Origin of the sequence: Dokdonella sp., assembly GCF_049593775.1 — a bacterium.
Taxonomy (GTDB): Bacteria; Pseudomonadota; Gammaproteobacteria; order Xanthomonadales; family Rhodanobacteraceae; genus Dokdonella.
The window spans coordinates 1-17,133 of record NZ_JBAWHJ010000320.1; the positions used below are offsets into that span (position 1 = coordinate 1).

The window sequence follows — 17,133 nt, forward strand, 5'->3', positions numbered from 1 at the left end:
GCCCTGCGGGCACCTTCCCCCGGAGGGAGAAGGAAGTAGCAACTAATTGCTGGCGAGATTGGACATTGATGCCGGCAGCATACCGTCGACGAAGGCCTGGGCGTTGAATACGCGCAGGTCTTCGGCGCCTTCGCCGAGGCCGATGAATCGGATTGGCAGGTTGAATTCGCGGGGGAGGGCAAACACGACACCGCCCTTTGCGGTGCCATCAAGTTTGGTCACGACCAGGCCGGTGACGCCGATGGCATCGCGGAAATGCTTGAGCTGGGCGATGGCGTTCTGGCCGGTGGTGCCGTCGATCACCATGAGCACTTCGTGCGGCGCATCGGGATCGATCTTGGCGAGGACGCGGCGAATCTTGCCGAGTTCGTCCATCAGCCCCGACTGCGTGTGCAGGCGGCCGGCGGTATCGGCGATCAGTACATCGACCTTGCGCGAGCGTGCGGCCTGCAGCGCGTCGAAGATGACGCTGGCGGAATCGGCACCGGACCCTTGCGAGATGACGTGGACGCCGTTGCGCTGGCCCCAGGTCTGGAGTTGTTCGACCGCAGCGGCGCGAAAGGTGTCGCCAGCGGCGAGCATGATTTCGTGCTGCTGATGAAGCAGGCGGCGCGCGATCTTGCCGATCGTGGTGGTCTTGCCGACGCCATTCACGCCGACCATCAGCAATACGTAGGGCTTGTGGCCAGTGACATCAAGCGGTCGCTCAACCGGCCTGAGCAATTCGACCAGGCGCTTGCGAAGTGCGGCAAGCAAGGCGTCGGCATCGGCGAATTCACGTGCCCCAATACGCTTGCGCAGGTCTTCGACCAGTTCGGTCGATGCGGCAACGCCAACGTCGGCGCTGATCAGGCAGGTCTCCAGCTCATCGAGCAGGTCTTCATCCAGTTTCGGATTGCGTGCGAACAGGCCGCCGAGGCCTTTCGAGAAACCGCTGCCCGAGAGGCGATCACGCCAGCTCTTCTTCTCCGGGCGCTCGGCTTCGGCCATCGGTGCGGCTTGCAGCAGGCGCGGGTCGACCGGGCGTTCCTCGGTGATGGCACGTTCGATGGGCGTTTCAGGTGCCTGACTCTGCGCGACAGGGACTTCCTGCGTGTTCACGCGGCCGGGATCGCTACCTTCATCCGCAGAGGTGTCGGCGGGCTTCTGCGCAACCCCGGTTTCGGCGGCAGGCTTCTTTTTCCAGAACTTGAGCATTGCGGGCTTGGTTGAGCGGGGTAATGCGCGGCATGCTATCACTCTGTCCGTGAACCACCGACTGAATGCTCCCGACCATGCCAAACCGCAGCCACCGCAGCTCAGGGAAACTCCGCATCATTGGCGGCAGCGTGCGTGGCAGCCGCATCGACGTGGCGGATATGGAGGGGTTGCGTCCAACCAGTGACCGGGTCCGCGAAACCCTGTTCAACTGGCTGGCTCCCATGATTGAAGGCGCGCGCTGCCTGGACCTTTTCGCGGGCACCGGTGCCCTGGGCATCGAAGCGCGCTCGCGCGGAGCCGGCGAATGCGTGTTTGTCGAGCGTGACCGGGGTCTGGCCGGGCAGTTGGAGGTGACCCTTGCCCGACTGAAGCTTGATGGCGTATCGGTCGTCAATGCAGATGCGCTGGGCTGGTTGGCCCATGCCGCCAGGCCATTTGATCTGGTTTTCCTCGATCCGCCGTTCTCGCAGGATCTTTGGGCAGAAGCATCACGCAGGCTGGAAGCGAACGGCTGGCTGGCGGCAAATGCCTGGATTTATGTGGAAGCGCCACAGGGCAGGCTGCCGGATTTGCCAAAGAGCTGGAGCCGGCATCGCGATGGACGGGCTGGAGAGGTGCAGTTCGGGCTGTACCGGCGGGATGGGGGTGAGGGAACAACGAAGCGGTAACGCGGAATGAATGATGGAAGCGTGCCGTCGTTCGGCTCTTCGCAGGAAACGCCTTCAGGCGTGATGCTTTTCGTTGGAGAACAGGAGCAAGGGCATCATGGCTGAAGCCAACAACGAAGCGGAAAAGCGGGGGTAGTGATCGAAAGCCGCGCCTGTCACGAGATTGACCAGCCATTTGGCTGCTGAAAGGCGACGCGAGGTCGAAACCCACGCCCTGTAATTGCCACAATCCAGGCCTCCCTGGGGCCGAACTAGGGCTCTATCGTCGTGTTCAGGTGATTCCGCTAAGCTAGGCGGGAATTCCAGACGCTTTCCAGGTGGGCGATGCCGGTTCCTACATCCCGCTCTCGTGTTGCGGTTTATCCGGGCACTTTCGATCCGATTACCAATGGTCATATCGATCTGGTGATGCGGGCGGCGCCATTGTTCGACCGGCTGGTGGTGGCGATTGCCGACAGCCAGAGCAAGGGGCCGTGCTTCAGCCTGGATCAGCGCCTGGAAATGGCGCGTGAGGCCCTGGCGGGGGTCGAGAATGTCGAAGTCCGGGGTTTCGCCACCTTGCTGGCCAATTTCGTCAACGAGATCGAGGCTGGCGTGATCCTGCGCGGATTGCGCGCCGTTTCTGATTTCGAATACGAATTTCAGCTCGCCAGCATGAATCGCCATCTGATCCCGTTGGCGGAGACCATGTTCCTGACCCCGGCCGAGCAGTACAGCTTCATTTCATCATCGCTGGTGCGCGAGATTGCGCGACTCGGTGGCGATGTTTCCGGATTCGTCCACCCGGTCGTCCAAAAGGCGCTTGCACGGCGCTGGACATGAGGCTTCTCTGCACAGATCCGCACCTTGGCGGACTTGTTCAGAGTATCCTCAACCGTACCCCGATAGGAGTCAAACCATGTTGAACAAGAGTCTCTCCATTCTTCTTGCTACCTGTGCGATGGCCCTCGTGCTGTCTGCCTGCGACAAGAAGGAAGCCGATGTGGCAGTAGTCGAGGAAACTGTCGAGGTCGTGGCCCTGCCTCCGGCTGGTTCGCCGCCCGCGGAGTGGAAGAAGTATCTGGCTGCTGTCGTCATGCAGAACATGCAGGGCGTCAAGAGTAATCGTCCGTACATGTATTTCGTTCCGGGCGGCACCGATGGCAAAGCCGAGGTCGATCGCAGCAACCAGCTCGACAACGTCAGCCTTGCCGTCGCACGTGGCGTCTTGCCCGGCAACATGCTGGCCTTTGGTGGCCCGGAATCGGCTACCACGGCCAACCTGATCCTTGATGCGTTCATTGACGCTGGCGATGGCTCCTTCAAGGACGTCACCGTTCTGTTCGTCGGCTCGCAAGCCGACAACGAAAGAGTCAAGGAAGCTCTGGCCAGGACTGGTGCCACCTATAAATTCGCGGAAATGAAGTAAGTGGCCGGCGCGCAGCACCACGCTGCGCGCCAGCCTGCACCGCAATGGCGCTCAAGATCACCGATCAATGCATCAACTGTGATGTCTGCGAGCCGGTCTGTCCGAACACGGCGATAGCACCCGGGCGCGAGATCTACGAGATCGCGCCCTCAAGCTGTACCGAGTGCGTAGGCCACTTCGACGTTCCGCAATGCATCGAAGTCTGCCCGGTCGAGTGCATCATCCTTGATCCGCAACATCCCGAAACGCCCGAAGAGCTGCAAGCCAAGTACGCGGCGCTGACCGGCACGGAGAGCGCATGAAATACAAGGCATCCTTCAACACGCCGTCATCCCAGCGCAGGCTGGGATCCAGTTCTTGTTTCTTTCTTTGCAAATCAAGAGCAGAACTGGATGACGCGACGATTCCTCGGCTTGTCCTCCGGGCCATTCGCGCCGCAAATGTTCGCTCCGGCATCCTGCCTCCGCAGTCCAGCCTGCGCTGGGATGGCGGACGCAGACTTTTTCGGCGTTGCAGTAGCCTGATCCTCGCCGCTGCCTGCCTGACTCTGGTTGCCTGCCAGGGCAATGAAACGGGTCAGCAGGCTACGGCGTCAACAGAGGCAGCATCCACGGCAGCCACGCCTGCACCTGCTTCGGCGTCGTCGCTGACCCCGGCCACCGGGTTGGCGAGCATGCTGACTGGCGGTCCGGGCAAGGCAGCTGTGGCCAGCTCGCATCAAATGGCGACTGATGCCGGACTTGAAGTGCTGGCGGCTGGCGGCAATGCGTTCGATGCCGCGATTGCGGTCGGTTCGACGCTGGCGGTGATCGAGCCATCGAGTTCGGGTCTGGGCGGCGGAGCGTTCTTCCTGCTGCATCAGGCCAGTGATGGCAGGAACTTCTTTCTCGACGCGCGCGAAACGGCGCCTGCTGGCAGCAAGGGCGAGCTCTGGGCCGATGCCGAGGGCAAGCTGGATCGCGACAAGTCGATCAACGGGCCATTGTCAGCCGGAATTCCCGGCGAGCCGGCAGCGTATGTGTGGCTCGCCGAAAAATACGGAAAACTCCCGCTCAGCGAATCGATGGCTCCGGCCATGCGCATCGCCCGCGAAGGTTTCCCCGTATATCCCCGCCTGAATGCCTCGATCGAGCGGCGCAAGCCCGTCATCGAGCGTTGGCCTGCTTCGGTTGCGCTCTATCTGGTCGATGGCCAGGTGCCGGCGGTTGGCAGCATCTGGAAGAATCCGGATATCGCCGACACGCTCGATCTGATTGCCAGCCAGGGAAACCAGGGTTTCTATCATGGCGAATTCGCGGCACGCATGGTCGATGCGGTGCAGGCGGCTGGCGGCATCTGGACGCTTGAAGACCTGGCCCGCTATACCGTCAAGGAGCGTGATCCGATCACGCTCAATTACCGTGGCTGGCAAATCGTAACGGCACCGCCGCCTTCATCGGGCGGAATCGCGCTGGGTGAGATGTTCAACATTCTTGCCGGCTACGATCTGGCTCAAATGGATCGCGTGCACAAGACGCACCTCGGTGTTGAAGCGATGCGCCGGGCCTATCGTGATCGCGCCGAGTACCTGGGCGATCCGGACTACGTCACCATGCCGGTCGCGGAGTTGCTGAGCCCGCTGTACGCGGCAGGCCTGCGAGCATCGATCCATCCCGAAAAGGCGACCCCCAGCGACATGCTGCCGGGCTACATGCCGCCGGTAGAGTCCGAACACACGACGCACTACTCGATCATTGACGCCGAAGGCAACATGGCTTCGGTAACCAAGACGGTCAACCTGACCCTCGGCTCGGGATTCGTGGTCGCCGGTACCGGATTCGTGCTCAACAACGAAATGGATGATTTCGCCTTGCTGCCCGGTCAGCCGAATGCGTTCGGGCTGGTGGGAGGAGAGGCCAATGCGCCTGCGGCGGGTCGCCGTCCGCTGTCCTCGATGACGCCGAGTTTCGTGATCGGCAAGGACCGTGTCGGCGTAATCGGTACGCCCGGTGGCAGCCGCATCATCACGATGGTTTTCGAAGGCATCCAGGCATTTATCGAAGGTGACCTGCCGGAAAAAGTCGTGGCCAATCCGCGCTATCACCACCAGTACATGCCTGATGTCGTGTCCGCCGAACCGGGAGCCTTCACGCGTGAAGAGACGCAAGCCCTGCAGGAGATGGGTCACATCGTCAACGAGTCCGAGCGAACCTGGGGCCTGATGAACATGGTCAGCTGGGACCGCACCTCGGACACGCTCCACGCGGGTTCGGATCCGCGCGAGGAAATGAGCAGCGGCAAGGTGCAGTGACGAAATGAAACTCTGGTCGATCATGGGCAATTCCCAGCGCCTCGATGGTGGCGCGATGTTCGGCAATGCGCCGAAGGCGGTCTGGCAGAAATGGATTGCACCTGATGAATCCAACGGCATCCCTCTCGCCTGCCGGGCACTTCTGGCCGATGACCTCGCCGGCAAGACGGTACTTTTCGAGACCGGGATCGGCGCATTCTTCGAGCCGAAACTGAGGCAGCGATTCGGCGTCGTCGAGTCGAATCATGTGCTGCTTGATTCGCTGGCCGAAGCAGGTTTCGATCACGCTGACATCGATGTCGTGGTCCTTTCCCATCTCCACTTCGATCATGCTGGCGGGCTTCTCGAAGCCTGGCAGGAAGGCAAGTCGCCTTCGCTGCTGTTTCCGAATGCGACGTTTGTTGTTGGCGCTGAACACTGGCAACGCGCATTGCATCCGCACCCGCGCGATCGCGCTTCGTTCATCGCGGAATTGCCGCAGTTGCTTCTCGACAGCGGCCGCCTGGAAATTGTCGAAGGCGAATTTTCGAAAGCATTGGGCAGCGCCGTTCGCTTCGAGATTTCCAATGGTCATACACCGGGCCTGATGCTTGCAGAGATCGTGTCTGAGCAAGGTGGCGTGGTGTTTTGTGCCGACCTGATTCCGGGGCGACCCTGGGTGCACTTGCCGATCACGATGGGTTATGACCGCTACCCCGAACTGCTGATTGACGAAAAGAAGGCGTTCCTCGAAGACAAGCTGGCGCGAAATGTGCGGCTTTTCTTCACCCACGATTCCGAGTGCGCACTGGCCTCGGTCACGTGCGACGAAAAGGGGCGATTCGGCACAGCCGATGAGCAAGCAGCCCTGGTGGGGCGGCCTCTGGCCGCCTGAGCATATTCACGCAATGGAAAACGGAGAGTAGCCATGAAGACAGTCATTTTGTTGAGCCTGCTGCTGAGCGCATCTGCATTTGCCCATGATGACGCCGGCAAGCACGAGAAGAAGGTAGCGGGCATTGCGCCAATCGAGCAGACCGCTGCCGGCGATGTCTACGGCACACGGATGCCGGAGCCGACTCCAGCCGCCGTGGACATCGACACCGTTTCCGCCAGGGCCGCCGATTTCAGCGGCAAGCCCATGGCATTCAGCGGACGAATCACCGAGGTCTGCCAGAATTCGGGTTGCTGGGTCATCCTGACTGGCGAGAGCGGTCGCTATGCGCGAGTGAACATGCACGACCACAGTTTCGGCGTGCCGAAGGATTCGAGCGGGCCAGCCGTCGTGTACGGCACGCTGACCGAAAAGAAGCTTGGTGCCGACGAAATTGCGCACCTGGAGAAGGATGGCGCGAAGCCTGCGCAGGAAATCGAGTTGCAGATCGATGCCGTTTCGGTGCTGATTCCGAAATCGGTCTGAGTAGGTCAAAACGAGGAACCTGCCCATGATTGCGCGCGAACGCATCGTACCGATAGCCATTCTCGTGGTGTCGCTGATGATCATCGGCGTCATCGGCATGTTGGGTGGCTGGAATGGCATCCTGGAAAAGTCCGATGCGCCCGTTGTGACCGTTTCGGTTGAATCAGGTTCCGTTGATCCACTCAACGATGGGCGGCTGGTCAGTGTGCAGGGCACGCTCGAGTTCGAGCGGCCTGCTGCGGACGAGGAGATGGGCGTCACCGATAGCGCTGCCGCAGTCCTCTTGCGTCGCGTCGAAATGTATCAGTGGCAGGAGAGCTGCATCGCCGACTCGTGCACGCAAACCCTGGGATGGTTTCCGGAGTTGATCGATGCCACTCAGTTCAACGAAAAGCTCGGACACAGGAACCCCAGCCAGTTTCCGTTTGCATCGCAGACGTTCTTTGCGGATGGAGTCCGGCTGGGTGCATTCACGCCGTCCATGGAGCTCGTGGCTGCACAGGCGCCAATGCAGGCCAGGCCCGTAAGGCTGCTGGAAATGCATGCCAATCTGGCCGCCAGCTTCAGCGAGCTCGACGGCGGAATCTTCGCGGGGAATGATTTCCTCAATCCGATTGCTGGTGATCTGCGCATTACCTACCACATGGTTCCAACCGGCACGGTCACGCTTGTAGGCGTGCAGGACGGCAACCGTTTGCTTCCCGCGCCTGCCGAATAGCACCCCTGAGAGAATCGACCCATGCATATCACCGGACTCTACGCGGCGCTGTCGGCGCTGCTGATCATCCTGCTGGCCTTTCGGGTTATCGCCAGGCGCCGCTCGGCGCGAATTGGAATTGGCGACGGGGGCGACAGGGATCTGGCCAAGCGCGTACGCGCCCACGCCAACGCGGCCGAAACCTTGCCTATCGGCCTGATTCTGCTGTTGTGCCTGGAGTGGAATCAGACCTTGCCGTGGATCCTTCATGTGTTCGGCATCCTGCTGCTGCTGGGCCGATTGCTGCACGCGTTCGGGATGTCCGGATCGTCAGGGGTCAGCAAGGGCCGGTTATTCGGCATGGGCCTGACTCTGCTGGCCCTGCTCGGCATGTCCTTGCTGCTGATCTGGCAGTTCCTGCTCGGCGCCACGATCTGATAATTCGCGGGTTCGAAAAGTAGCTGATACCGGTACCGGCGCGTAATCCCGGGGGCGGCCGCTGAAACTCACAGCAGCCACGGGATTCTCGTGGCAGGGCAAGCAAGTCGATAGCCTCGAACAGCGGTTCGCCTGCGGGATGCCGGCAGGAGGCAACGACCTTGGCTAGGAGTGGCTTTCAGGCCCAATGTGCGTGGATGTGCCAGACGCGCTCTGGAACATTTCGTCGTGCTCGATGAAATACAGGCCGGCGAACATCTTGGGGTCGACCGAATAGCCACTGGCCAATTTTTCGATCAGCCAGCGCGAGGCGTCTGCGCGCGGAACCTCATGCACGGTGATGTCTTCGGTTTCATCGCCGCCGCCCTGGTTGACACGTTCCAGGTCCAAAGCACGAACGAAGGCGAGGATTTCGTTGCTCATTCCGGCTGAAGTAGGCCCTGACATGATGAAATCCATGCGGCCGGCCTTGTAGCCGGTTTCTTCGATGAGTTCCCGGTGGGCCGCCTGCACGGCGTTTTCCGCTGCACTTGCGGGATCGTCGCCGACCAGGCCAGCCGGCATCTCGATGGTCATGCATTCCAGGGCAGGGCGGTATTGCTCGACGAACAGCAGCTTGTCCTCCGGCGTGACCGCCATGATCATGACGCCCCCGCCCGGGTTGGTGCGTTCGGCGAACTCCCAGCGGCCGCGGCGCTTCAGGCGCAGCCAGGTTCCGTTGCAAAGCGTCACTGTTTCGGTCATCGTTGTGGGCTCCATGAAACTTTCGTGGGCATGGCGTGGTCTTTTCACCGCCTCCAATCCCGCTAGCATCCAAGGTTGTACCAATGAATATCAAGCGATTGCTTTGTTGTGGCGTGCTGCTGCTGTCTTTTTCAGTGGCCATGGCCGACAAGCCGGCATCAAATGCACCCGTCAAGCGTGATGCGACAACGTTTACCGAGGCCGACGTCCAGGAAATCACCTCGATTCCGGTCTTGCAGCGCATGGTTGCCGGCTACAAGGGGCTGGGCGACTTGCAGCGACTGAGCTGGACCTTGGCCCGACTGAGCCAGCTCAACCCCGATTCCGCCGACCTGCGCATGGCGCTTGCGCTTAGCTACGCCGAGCTGGGCGACAAGAGCAAGACGTATGACCTGCTCCTGAAAATGAAGGATCAGGGCTACGGTGCGGACCTCAGCGATGATCCCCGTTTCGAGAAGGTCTACGGGACCGAAGCCTGGTCGTATGTGGTCCAGGCCCTGCAGATGAACCTCAATCCGTTCGGTGAGGGCAGCGTGGCCTTCGAACTTCCGAAAGGCGACACCTTGTTCGAGTCGATTGCCTGGGATCCGAAGCGCAAGAAATTCCTGGTCGGCAGCGTGCGCGAGGGCAAGATCTATCTCGCCGACATGAACGGCAAGCTGACCGAGTTCATCAGCCCGGCGGATGGCAGCGGTTTGTGGAGCGTCTACGCCATGGCCGTGGATGCGGATAGTGATCTGCTCTATGTGGCCTCTACTTCCTCGCTCTATTTCAAGGGCTTCCGCCAGGAAGACTTCAACAAGACAGGCATTTTCAAGTTCAAGCTTTCGACAGGAAAGTTGCTGGAAAAATATCTGCTGCCGTCCACCCAGGGTACCCGCGCATTTTCCAGCATCACGGTGGGCAAGGGTGGCCAGGTGTTCGCCGCCGATGGCCTGAACAACCAGATATTCACCATCGAAGGTGACAAGCTCAAGCTCGTTGTCGCCAATCCCAAGCTGACCAGCCTGCGCGGCATGGCCGTCAGCGATGATGGCAACATGCTGTATTTCGCTGACTACGGCCTTGGCCTGTTCGGTGCAGACCTCAAGACGGGAACCGGCTTTGCAGTCGAACATGACACCGCTACGCTCGTGCTCGGCGGAATCGAAGGTCTCTACTGGTACGACGGCAACCTGATCGCGATCGAGAATGGCATGTCGCCACAGCGCGTGATCCGTCTGAGCCTTTCGGCCGATGGCAGGGGCGTGACCAAGATGATGCCGCTGGATGTCGCCAATCCGGCCTTCGAGCTGCCGACATACGGCACCATGGTTGGCAAGGATCTCTACTACATCGCCAACAGTCAGAAAGGCCTGTATGGGCAGTATGGTGATGTCACCGACGAGTCCAAGCTGAAGCCGGTGAAGATCTTCAAGAGCGACATGCGATTCGCTTGGGGTGAAAACGGAATCAGTGCCGGCGGAATGAAGCCCGCCCGCCAGGCGACACCGGAGGAAGGCAGGGAAATGATGCGCACCCGGCCCACCATGCTCGATGAAGCCACTGCGCCGCCCAGGGAAAAGAAGGGTGAGTAGCTCAGGCAGCTAGCAGCCCTGAGCATGGACGAAATGGTTTCCAGTCACCCGGCCTTGTGCCGGGTGATTTCGTTTGGCGAACCGCTTTCTTGCCGATGCCGCGTGCTTCGGTCAGGTCTGGCTCGCAATCTGCCGTAGTGCTTGTTCGAATACCTCAACCGGTTGCCCGCCCGAGATGAGGTGGCGATCATTGATGATCACTGCTGGCACTGAGTGGATACCGTTGTTGAGGAATTTCTGTTCCTGCGCGCGCACGTCTTCGGCGTATACGCCGGATTCCAGGATCTTCCGCGCTTTGCCTTCATCGAGCCCTGCGCTTGCCGCGATTCTGACCAGGTTGGCGTGTGAGGAGACATCATCGCCATCGGTAAAGTAGGCGCGCAACAATGCCTGCTTGAGCGCCAGCTCGCTGGAGCGGCTTTCCAGCCCAGCCCAGTGCAGCAGGCGGTGGGCATCGAAGGTGTTGTAGATGCGGTCGCGCTGGTTGAACGTGAACCCGAGTTCCGCGCCACGTGCGCGAATTGCCTCACGATTGGCAGCCAGCTGTTCAGGTGAGGAACCGTATTTCTGCTTCAGGTGTTCGGCCGTATCCTGGCCTTCCGGCGGCATTTGTGGATTCAACTCGAACGGCTGGAAATGCAGCTCGACGTCAACTGCATCGCCGACGCGAGCGATCGCCTGCTCAAGGGCCTTCAGCCCGATCGCGCACCATGGGCACGATACGTCCGAAACGAAATCGATCTTAAGGGGTGCTGGAATCTGTGTTGTGTTCATCACACGGCCTCGTTTGCATGACTTACCCAGATTGGGCTTGGGCGGAGCCAATCAAGCCCATCTGCCGATCAGCCTGCCTGAGGGGAGGTCAGCCTTGATGCATGACATCAAGCTGGGCTGACCGTGAAGCGGTTCAACTTCTTGCGTGCAGCTCGATGCTTGAATCACTATTCCCTGAAATACCGGCGCCAATCCATGGATGCTCCATCATTCGCACGAGCGGCGGCTCGACTGGCGCTTGCAGCCTTGCTGGCATTCCCGGTATTCCCGGCCCTGGCAACGACATTCCATATTGATCCTGTGAACGGTAGCGACAACGGTGACGGCAGTGCCTCAGCGCCGTGGCGATCGCTGCAGGCAGTGCTGGACGCCAACCTGGTCGAATCGCGCGACTGGCCCTCCTTCCCGTATCAGTCCGGCATGTCACTGGTGCAGGTGAACGCGGGTGCTCCGGTTCGGGCCGGCGACACCCTGCTGCTGGCAAGCGGTTACTACGGTGACATCGAGATCAGCCATCTCTACAACGCGGCACCGATAACGATTGCCGCGCAATCCGGGCAAACGCCCCGCCTGCGCAGCCTTCTCGTGCAGTCCGCGCAGAACTGGGTACTGCGCGGACTCTCGATCAGTCCGTCGCATGCGGCGACCAACACACCAACAACCATGGTGAAGATCGACAGCCATAATCATTTTGGTCCAACCTGGGATATCGAGCTTTCCGACAGCGACCTGTTCAGCGTTCCCGATGCTTCCTCCTGGAGCGCGCAGGACTGGCTAAGCCTGGCATCGAGCGGGGTCAATGTCGGCGGTGACCGGATCAGCGTGGTCGGCAATCGGCTGCGCAACCTGCGTTTCGGGATCAGCGTTGGCGGTGCGGACGCGCGCATCCGGCAGAATCTGATTGACGGATTTTCCGCAGACGGTTTGCGTGGCCTGGGGGATCGCGGGGTGTTCGAGTACAACCGTGTGCAGAACATCAAGGTGGGCGATCCACCTGATTCCAATCACGATGACGGCTTCCAGAGCTGGTCGGTCGGTGCGGGAGGTGTCGGAACCGGCGAAGTCACTGGCGTGGTATTGCGAGGCAATGTCTTTATCAGCACAACCGATCCGAACGATCCGTTGCGCACCAGCATGCAGGGCATCGGCTGCTTTGATGGATTCTTCGTCGACTGGGTTGTCGAGAACAACGTGGTGATCACCGATCACTGGCATGGCATCAGCTTCTACGGCATGCGCGATTCGCGCATCGTCAACAATACGGTCATCGACATCAACGCCAGTTCGCCCGGCCCGCCGTGGATCATGGTGCATGCGCACAAGGATGGGCGGCCCAGTTCGAATGTCGTCGTGCGCAACAACCTGGCCACTGATTTCTCGTTGGCCGCAAACAATCTGATCAGCGATCACAACCTTGAGTTCGTGAACGCGAATGCGGGCGCATTGTTTGTTGCGCCGCCACTCGACATGCATTTGCTACCCGGCACCGCAGCGGTTGATACGGGCAGTGCCACGCTGGCACCGTTGATCGATGCCGAGGGCGTGCCAAGACCACAGGGAACGGCGATCGACCTTGGCGCCTACGAATGGCGAGGCGATGCCATATTCGCGGATGGATTCGACTTCAACTGACGCTCATTCGCACACAGCGTAGATGCTGCTACGAATCGCCTTGGGCGCGCAGTGCTTGACGCGCGCGCCTCGATGGCGTGCCATGGCTCCCCTCGATCAATGAATCGCTGTTGCCGCATGACTGCGTCCCAGCGACACGGGCAGAGGGCAAGCTCATGTGCGGGCGATTTTCAAGCTACTACACCTGGCGCGAGATCTGGGAGTTTTCAGGAGGTCTTGCTCTGACTCTGCCGACAGAGGATCCGCATCCCGCCTACAACATGGCGCCCACCCAGCCAGGCTGGGTGCTGGTGGGTGAGGGTGAAGGCAAGGCAAGAGCGACGCAGATGCGCTGGGGCATCATTCCGGCCTGGGCGCGCGACACGAAGATCGCCTACAGCACGATCAATGCACGCGCGGAAACCGCCAGCAGCAAGCCGGCATTCCGATCTGCATGGAAGTCTCGTCGTTGCCTGGTTCCGGCGTCTGGCTATTACGAGTGGCCGGGCGAGGGCAAGCAGAAGCAGCCCTACTACATTCATGCGGTGGATTCGCCGGTACTGATGTTCGCCGGCCTTTGGGAGCGCTGGAGCCCGAAAGATGCAGAGCCGATCGAAACCTATTCCATTGTGACCATGGATGCAGAAGGCGAACTTGCCAAGCTGCACGATCGGATGCCGTTGATGCTGCCGCCCGATGTGCATCGCGACTGGATCGAGGGGAGCAGTGAGCAGGCATCAGCCATTGCACAGGCAGCACCCTTGCCCGATCTGACCTGGTATCCGGTCAGCAAGGCAGTCGGCAACGTGCGCAATCAAGGTCCGCAACTGATAGACCCGTTGTGAACTCCGAACGCACAGGTCTCTCAGCGTCGCAGCGGCTGCAATTTGCGGGACTGGATGCGATCACTGCACTGCTATTCCTGTGGACCTGGATCGCGCCCGGTTCAGTCTTTTTCGCCACAGTCGAGGCCATGGAAATGGCCTTTGTCATTGAGTTCGCTTCCCTGCATGCCGCAGGCATGTTGATGCTCTTTCTGGTTTCGACAGGCATGAAGCGTTGGCAGCGGATTCTCGGAATCGCGGCAATGGGATCGTTCTACCTGGGCTTCTTCGGCTGGTTGGGTTTGAAGGCGGGAATCTGGTGGCCAGCTGCAGTCATGCTGATTTTCGTTTTCGGCAAGATCCGACACGTCATATCGAATCGCATGAGTGATGACGACTCCTTCCATTTTGGACTGCAATGGGGCGGCTCGACTGTCCTGTTCGTACTGCTTACAGGCTTGGCCTTCATGCTGCCCTGGCCGCACCTGGGAATTCCGCCATCACCCGATGAAGGCAAGGTTCACGCAGACGGCGCTACGCAAGCGGCATCACATGCAATTGTAGTGGCCGGATTTCTCTACTTCGCCAGCATGGCTGCCATCAAGTATCGATTCGCCGCTTATTTCAATGCTCACGGTGCAGAGCGATGAATCGACCAGGGCATCCATTTTCACCCACCGGCTGATCTTCCCATCGGAGTAGGTCGGTGTGCCTTGTCTGATCGGCGTGGCCATCGTCGGCTGGGGCCATCGAAATTCGCCAAAGGATGTCGGTCTACTTCGCCGGAACCGCGCCGAGCTCCCGGATGTACATTCACCGTTTCATGGAGTCGCAAGAAAGCGCATAAGCGAATTCGACGGCGGGGGAAGGATTTCATCAAGCTTGCCCATCCTTTTGCGACTGCTACTTTGCAGGAACCAGATGCATGGGCCGGGCGGGGAGTCCTATCGCCTTTCTATAGCTGGCGTAGAGCTTGCTCACCTTGGCGACATAGACCTGCGTTTCTTCGTAGGGCGGAACGCCGCCGTACTCGTCTACCGTGCCGACTCCGGCGTTGTAGGCCGCCGCGACGAGAATGAGGTCTCCTCCGTAGTGAGCATCAAGTGCCTTGATGAGGCGGGCGCCAGCGAGAATGGATTCCTTGGCCGAATGCGGATTGTCGACGGAGTAGTCGGAAACGACCTCAGGCATGAGTTGCATGACGCCGCGTGCTCCCTTTTCCGAAACGGCCTCCGCATCAAAGTAGCTTTCGGCATGCGCGATAGCGCGCAGCCAGGCCTCATCGATGCCGGTGCTGCGCGCGGCAGACCTGAACTCATTGCGATAGAGGTCCAGTCGCGGAGGACCGACCTTGCCCAATCCGATGTGTGCCGGCGAGTGTGGTGGGGATTCCACGCCGAAGCCGAATAGGGGCTTCGAGCCGGGCAGGTTGCGTGTGCCGTAAACAGTCTTGCCGTCCTGCTCACGCTGATAGAGGGTTCCCTGAAAGGTGCCCATCGTTCCCCATAGATTGGGCAGGGCGGCGGCATCGTCGTCAACTTCCTGCGCCGTACAAGTGGATCCCGGTTCAGGCGCCGTTGACAGACTCACTGTTCCATCATGAAGGCAGCGCCAAACTGTTCGGGCCTCTACATCGGCAGGGAGTGCCGCAATGATCATGGCCATCAGGACAACGGGCCAGACACCGCTATTCAGCGATCGCCGGGCTCGTTGTCTCCAGAGGACGAGCCGGTGCCTCATCAGGAAAATGTCTCGAAGCCCTGAGGCACGGGCCATGCCCCGTGGCATGGCCATTCAGCCTGCTCAGCGAATCCGTCGATAGCGGACTTCGTTGGCGCGATCACCTACCTGGGAGGTGATGAAGCCGTTGTTGACCTGATCCATATTGAACACGGAATCTCCCGTGTGCAGACGACCATCGTTGATCCAGCCCTCGAACGTATTGCCCTCGGAGGCGACAAGCACCTGTCCGTCCGGGGTGATATTGAGCTCCACTGATACGCCATACATGGAGTTGTATCCTTCGAATGTACCGACCATCCAGCGCGGCACGTAAGAAGTGTGCTGGCCGCCGTAGTAGTTCTCATCCGAGTATCTGGCATCGTCCTTGTTCTTGCTGTTGCTGATCAATGCGCCGAGCAGGGCGGCACCAACGATGATGCCGGCAGTCGTGGCCGCCTTGTTGTTGTCACTGCTGTTGTTTTTTCCACTTCCTTTCGTGTGGACCTTGAACTCTGCCCGGCAACCGTCATCGACCCAGATTTCCCGGCGATCGAAGTCCCAGTCACGGCCTTGGCGGCAAGTGGAGCCGGACAATTTCTTCGACAACGTCACGTAGCCCGGCTGGTTCAATCTGCAGGAGTTGTGGCGGTTGCTCTTGCTCTCGCAAGTAATGGTGTAGTCGGCCCTTGCGGCGGGCGACCAGCCTGCAGCAAGCACCATGGCGACTGCACACAAGGACGCGGCAATTGGTGATTTCATCGGATGCGGTTCCTTTGGATTGAGAGCCTTCGCATCCAGAGCGAATCCGATGCAATAGCTGCTGAGTCGAGCAGGGCTGGGCTATCCAGCGACGATTCACCCGACCACTACCAGGAACGGCTGCACGCGCGACGGATTCGGGAGTCCCCCTGTTCGTGCCGCGCGGCAATATTGCATTGAACGCTTGTGGACGAGCGAATCCATTGATATCAGATTGCACCCGCCAATGCCAAGCGTTGCTCGAATCCGGAACGCGCCGGTGTTTCGCTATTCCTGATCCAGTCGGCTGAGTGTGCGATCCAGGCGTGGACTCCAGTCGCGCTTGATATCGGCCGATACAAGTACGTGACCAGCTTGCCCGATCAGGTTTTCGCGAGGAATAAAGCCGATGTATCGCGAGTCTTCGCTGTTGTTGCGATTGTCGCCCATCATGAAGAACTGATCTGCCGGAATCTGCACGGGGCCGAATGAAACATCCGAACCCCTGGTTGAAAAGAACTGTACTTGTCGACGATTTCCGTTGATCTGCTCGATCTGGCGAGTTGCCTCGCCGTAAATGCCTTGGCGGACTTCTTCGGTAACGCGCTCCAGTTCGGTATAGGCGGCCCTCTGCCCATTCACGTAAAGCCGGTTGTTGCGCACTTCAATCGTATCCCCTGGCAAACCGACAATTCGCTTGATCAGGCGCGTGCCGTCCTTCGGGGAACTGAAAGTCGCAATGTCACCGCGTTGGGGTTCGCCAAGCCTGGCCAGCGAAAGATTGGTCAGCGGGATCTTCAGATCGTAGGCGAGTCGGTTAACCAGGACGACATCGCCCTCGAGAATGGTGGGTCTCATTGAGCCGGTGGGAACCGGGTTCCAGTCGGCAACTGCGGTACGGAACAGGCCGAGACAGAAAATGAAAGTCAGCAGGCCTCGGTTGTTCCTGATCCAGGTTCTCATGTCGAGCTGTCCTCTATGTCGAGAGGAAAGGGACACGCAAGGCGCAATGAAAGTTTCCCGACGCCCGAAAGTATGCAAGG

General features: G+C 60.0%; 19 protein-coding genes. 13 read left to right on the forward strand and 6 right to left on the reverse strand.

What is annotated here, in order from left to right; all coding sequences use genetic code 11:
• Positions 1-42 precede the first annotated feature (42 nt).
• The gene (ftsY, locus tag WBP53_RS11105) at positions 43-1,197 is read right to left on the reverse strand and encodes a signal recognition particle-docking protein FtsY (RefSeq protein ID WP_423928883.1); all 1,155 of its coding nucleotides are present in this window, start codon (positions 1,195-1,197) and stop codon (positions 43-45) included.
• 77 nt (positions 1,198-1,274) lie between these two features.
• Here ftsY and rsmD point away from each other — a divergent pair, with 77 nt between their 5' ends.
• From rsmD to WBP53_RS11150, 9 genes are all read left to right on the forward strand, one after another.
• Positions 1,275-1,868: a 16S rRNA (guanine(966)-N(2))-methyltransferase RsmD gene (rsmD, locus tag WBP53_RS11110; protein WP_423928885.1), complete on the forward strand. Its 594-nt coding sequence runs from the start codon at positions 1,275-1,277 to the stop codon at positions 1,866-1,868.
• A gap of 324 nt (positions 1,869-2,192) precedes the next feature.
• The gene (gene coaD, locus WBP53_RS11115) at positions 2,193-2,690 is read left to right on the forward strand and encodes a pantetheine-phosphate adenylyltransferase (RefSeq protein WP_423928887.1); all 498 of its coding nucleotides are present in this window, start codon (positions 2,193-2,195) and stop codon (positions 2,688-2,690) included.
• Between the two features lie 76 nt (positions 2,691-2,766).
• Positions 2,767-3,276, forward strand: a complete 510-nt coding sequence (locus WBP53_RS11120) for a hypothetical protein (RefSeq protein ID WP_423928889.1) — start codon at positions 2,767-2,769, stop codon at positions 3,274-3,276.
• Between the two features lie 44 nt (positions 3,277-3,320).
• Positions 3,321-3,578, forward strand: coding sequence for a YfhL family 4Fe-4S dicluster ferredoxin (locus tag WBP53_RS11125; protein ID WP_423928891.1), 258 nt, complete (start codon positions 3,321-3,323; stop codon positions 3,576-3,578).
• Entirely contained in the window at positions 3,575-5,566 is a 1,992-nt protein-coding gene (ggt, locus tag WBP53_RS11130) for a gamma-glutamyltransferase (protein ID WP_423928893.1), read from the forward strand. The genes WBP53_RS11125 and ggt overlap by 4 nt, the downstream gene beginning before the upstream one ends.
• A 4-nt stretch (positions 5,567-5,570) precedes the next feature.
• The gene (locus tag WBP53_RS11135) at positions 5,571-6,440 is read left to right on the forward strand and encodes an MBL fold metallo-hydrolase (RefSeq protein WP_423928895.1); all 870 of its coding nucleotides are present in this window, start codon (positions 5,571-5,573) and stop codon (positions 6,438-6,440) included.
• A 33-nt stretch (positions 6,441-6,473) separates the two neighbouring features.
• Complete coding sequence (locus tag WBP53_RS11140; RefSeq protein ID WP_423928897.1) at positions 6,474-6,965, forward strand: DUF4920 domain-containing protein; 492 nt, start codon at positions 6,474-6,476, stop codon at positions 6,963-6,965.
• Positions 6,966-6,990: 25 nt separating this feature from the next.
• Positions 6,991-7,683: a TMEM43 family protein gene (locus tag WBP53_RS11145; protein WP_423928899.1), complete on the forward strand. Its 693-nt coding sequence runs from the start codon at positions 6,991-6,993 to the stop codon at positions 7,681-7,683.
• 21 nt (positions 7,684-7,704) lie between these two features.
• Positions 7,705-8,100 carry an MAPEG family protein gene (locus WBP53_RS11150; protein ID WP_423928901.1) on the forward strand — a complete coding sequence of 132 codons (396 nt, stop codon included), beginning with the start codon at positions 7,705-7,707 and terminating at the stop codon, positions 8,098-8,100.
• Between the two features lie 165 nt (positions 8,101-8,265).
• On the opposite strand, the gene WBP53_RS11155 is transcribed toward WBP53_RS11150, so the two are convergent.
• Positions 8,266-8,844 (reverse strand): NUDIX hydrolase, encoded by a 579-nt coding sequence (locus WBP53_RS11155; protein ID WP_423928903.1) that lies wholly within the window; start codon positions 8,842-8,844, stop codon positions 8,266-8,268.
• An 83-nt stretch (positions 8,845-8,927) separates the two neighbouring features.
• Here WBP53_RS11155 and WBP53_RS11160 point away from each other — a divergent pair, with 83 nt between their 5' ends.
• Entirely contained in the window at positions 8,928-10,421 is a 1,494-nt protein-coding gene (locus WBP53_RS11160) for a hypothetical protein (RefSeq protein WP_423928905.1), read from the forward strand.
• A 111-nt stretch (positions 10,422-10,532) separates the two neighbouring features.
• Here the strand turns inward: WBP53_RS11160 and WBP53_RS11165 are convergent, their stop codons facing one another.
• Positions 10,533-11,195, reverse strand: a complete 663-nt coding sequence (locus tag WBP53_RS11165) for a DsbA family oxidoreductase (RefSeq protein ID WP_423928907.1) — start codon at positions 11,193-11,195, stop codon at positions 10,533-10,535.
• Positions 11,196-11,390: 195 nt separating this feature from the next.
• On the opposite strand from WBP53_RS11165, the gene WBP53_RS11170 reads away from it, so the two are divergent.
• The 3 genes from WBP53_RS11170 (at position 11,391) to WBP53_RS11180 (ending at position 14,280) form a co-directional block, all read left to right on the forward strand.
• Positions 11,391-12,827: a choice-of-anchor Q domain-containing protein gene (locus WBP53_RS11170; RefSeq protein ID WP_423928909.1), complete on the forward strand. Its 1,437-nt coding sequence runs from the start codon at positions 11,391-11,393 to the stop codon at positions 12,825-12,827.
• A gap of 155 nt (positions 12,828-12,982) precedes the next feature.
• Positions 12,983-13,651, forward strand: coding sequence for an SOS response-associated peptidase (locus tag WBP53_RS11175; protein WP_423928911.1), 669 nt, complete (start codon positions 12,983-12,985; stop codon positions 13,649-13,651).
• Complete coding sequence (locus WBP53_RS11180; protein WP_423928913.1) at positions 13,648-14,280, forward strand: hypothetical protein; 633 nt, start codon at positions 13,648-13,650, stop codon at positions 14,278-14,280. The genes WBP53_RS11175 and WBP53_RS11180 overlap by 4 nt, the downstream gene beginning before the upstream one ends.
• A gap of 253 nt (positions 14,281-14,533) precedes the next feature.
• On the opposite strand, the gene WBP53_RS11185 is transcribed toward WBP53_RS11180, so the two are convergent.
• From WBP53_RS11185 to lepB, 3 genes are all read right to left on the reverse strand, one after another.
• A complete protein-coding gene (locus WBP53_RS11185) occupies positions 14,534-15,289 on the reverse strand; it encodes a lytic transglycosylase domain-containing protein (RefSeq protein WP_423928919.1) in 756 nt (251 codons plus the stop codon).
• A 144-nt stretch (positions 15,290-15,433) separates the two neighbouring features.
• Positions 15,434-16,111, reverse strand: a complete 678-nt coding sequence (locus WBP53_RS11190) for a DUF3011 domain-containing protein (RefSeq protein WP_423928915.1) — start codon at positions 16,109-16,111, stop codon at positions 15,434-15,436.
• Positions 16,112-16,378: 267 nt separating this feature from the next.
• Positions 16,379-17,053 (reverse strand): signal peptidase I, encoded by a 675-nt coding sequence (gene lepB / locus WBP53_RS11195; RefSeq protein WP_423928917.1) that lies wholly within the window; start codon positions 17,051-17,053, stop codon positions 16,379-16,381.
• Between the last annotated feature and the right edge of the window lie 80 nt (positions 17,054-17,133).

Bases quoted from the DNA above. Each gene is read 5' to 3' on its own strand.
- ftsY (WP_423928883.1), bottom strand. From the start codon at position 1,197: ATGCTCAAGTTCTGGAAAAAGAAGCCTGCCGCCGAAACCGGGGTTGCG.
- rsmD (WP_423928885.1), top strand. From the start codon at position 1,275: ATGCCAAACCGCAGCCACCGCAGCTCAGGGAAACTCCGCATCATTGGC.
- coaD (WP_423928887.1), top strand. From the start codon at position 2,193: ATGCCGGTTCCTACATCCCGCTCTCGTGTTGCGGTTTATCCGGGCACT.
- WBP53_RS11120 (WP_423928889.1), top strand. From the start codon at position 2,767: ATGTTGAACAAGAGTCTCTCCATTCTTCTTGCTACCTGTGCGATGGCC.
- WBP53_RS11125 (WP_423928891.1), top strand. From the start codon at position 3,321: ATGGCGCTCAAGATCACCGATCAATGCATCAACTGTGATGTCTGCGAG.
- ggt (WP_423928893.1), top strand. From the start codon at position 3,575: ATGAAATACAAGGCATCCTTCAACACGCCGTCATCCCAGCGCAGGCTG.
- WBP53_RS11135 (WP_423928895.1), top strand. From the start codon at position 5,571: ATGAAACTCTGGTCGATCATGGGCAATTCCCAGCGCCTCGATGGTGGC.
- WBP53_RS11140 (WP_423928897.1), top strand. From the start codon at position 6,474: ATGAAGACAGTCATTTTGTTGAGCCTGCTGCTGAGCGCATCTGCATTT.
- WBP53_RS11145 (WP_423928899.1), top strand. From the start codon at position 6,991: ATGATTGCGCGCGAACGCATCGTACCGATAGCCATTCTCGTGGTGTCG.
- WBP53_RS11150 (WP_423928901.1), top strand. From the start codon at position 7,705: ATGCATATCACCGGACTCTACGCGGCGCTGTCGGCGCTGCTGATCATC.
- WBP53_RS11155 (WP_423928903.1), bottom strand. From the start codon at position 8,844: ATGACCGAAACAGTGACGCTTTGCAACGGAACCTGGCTGCGCCTGAAG.
- WBP53_RS11160 (WP_423928905.1), top strand. From the start codon at position 8,928: ATGAATATCAAGCGATTGCTTTGTTGTGGCGTGCTGCTGCTGTCTTTT.
- WBP53_RS11165 (WP_423928907.1), bottom strand. From the start codon at position 11,195: ATGAACACAACACAGATTCCAGCACCCCTTAAGATCGATTTCGTTTCG.
- WBP53_RS11170 (WP_423928909.1), top strand. From the start codon at position 11,391: ATGGATGCTCCATCATTCGCACGAGCGGCGGCTCGACTGGCGCTTGCA.
- WBP53_RS11175 (WP_423928911.1), top strand. From the start codon at position 12,983: ATGTGCGGGCGATTTTCAAGCTACTACACCTGGCGCGAGATCTGGGAG.
- WBP53_RS11185 (WP_423928919.1), bottom strand. From the start codon at position 15,289: ATGATCATTGCGGCACTCCCTGCCGATGTAGAGGCCCGAACAGTTTGG.
- WBP53_RS11190 (WP_423928915.1), bottom strand. From the start codon at position 16,111: ATGAAATCACCAATTGCCGCGTCCTTGTGTGCAGTCGCCATGGTGCTT.
- lepB (WP_423928917.1), bottom strand. From the start codon at position 17,053: ATGAGAACCTGGATCAGGAACAACCGAGGCCTGCTGACTTTCATTTTC.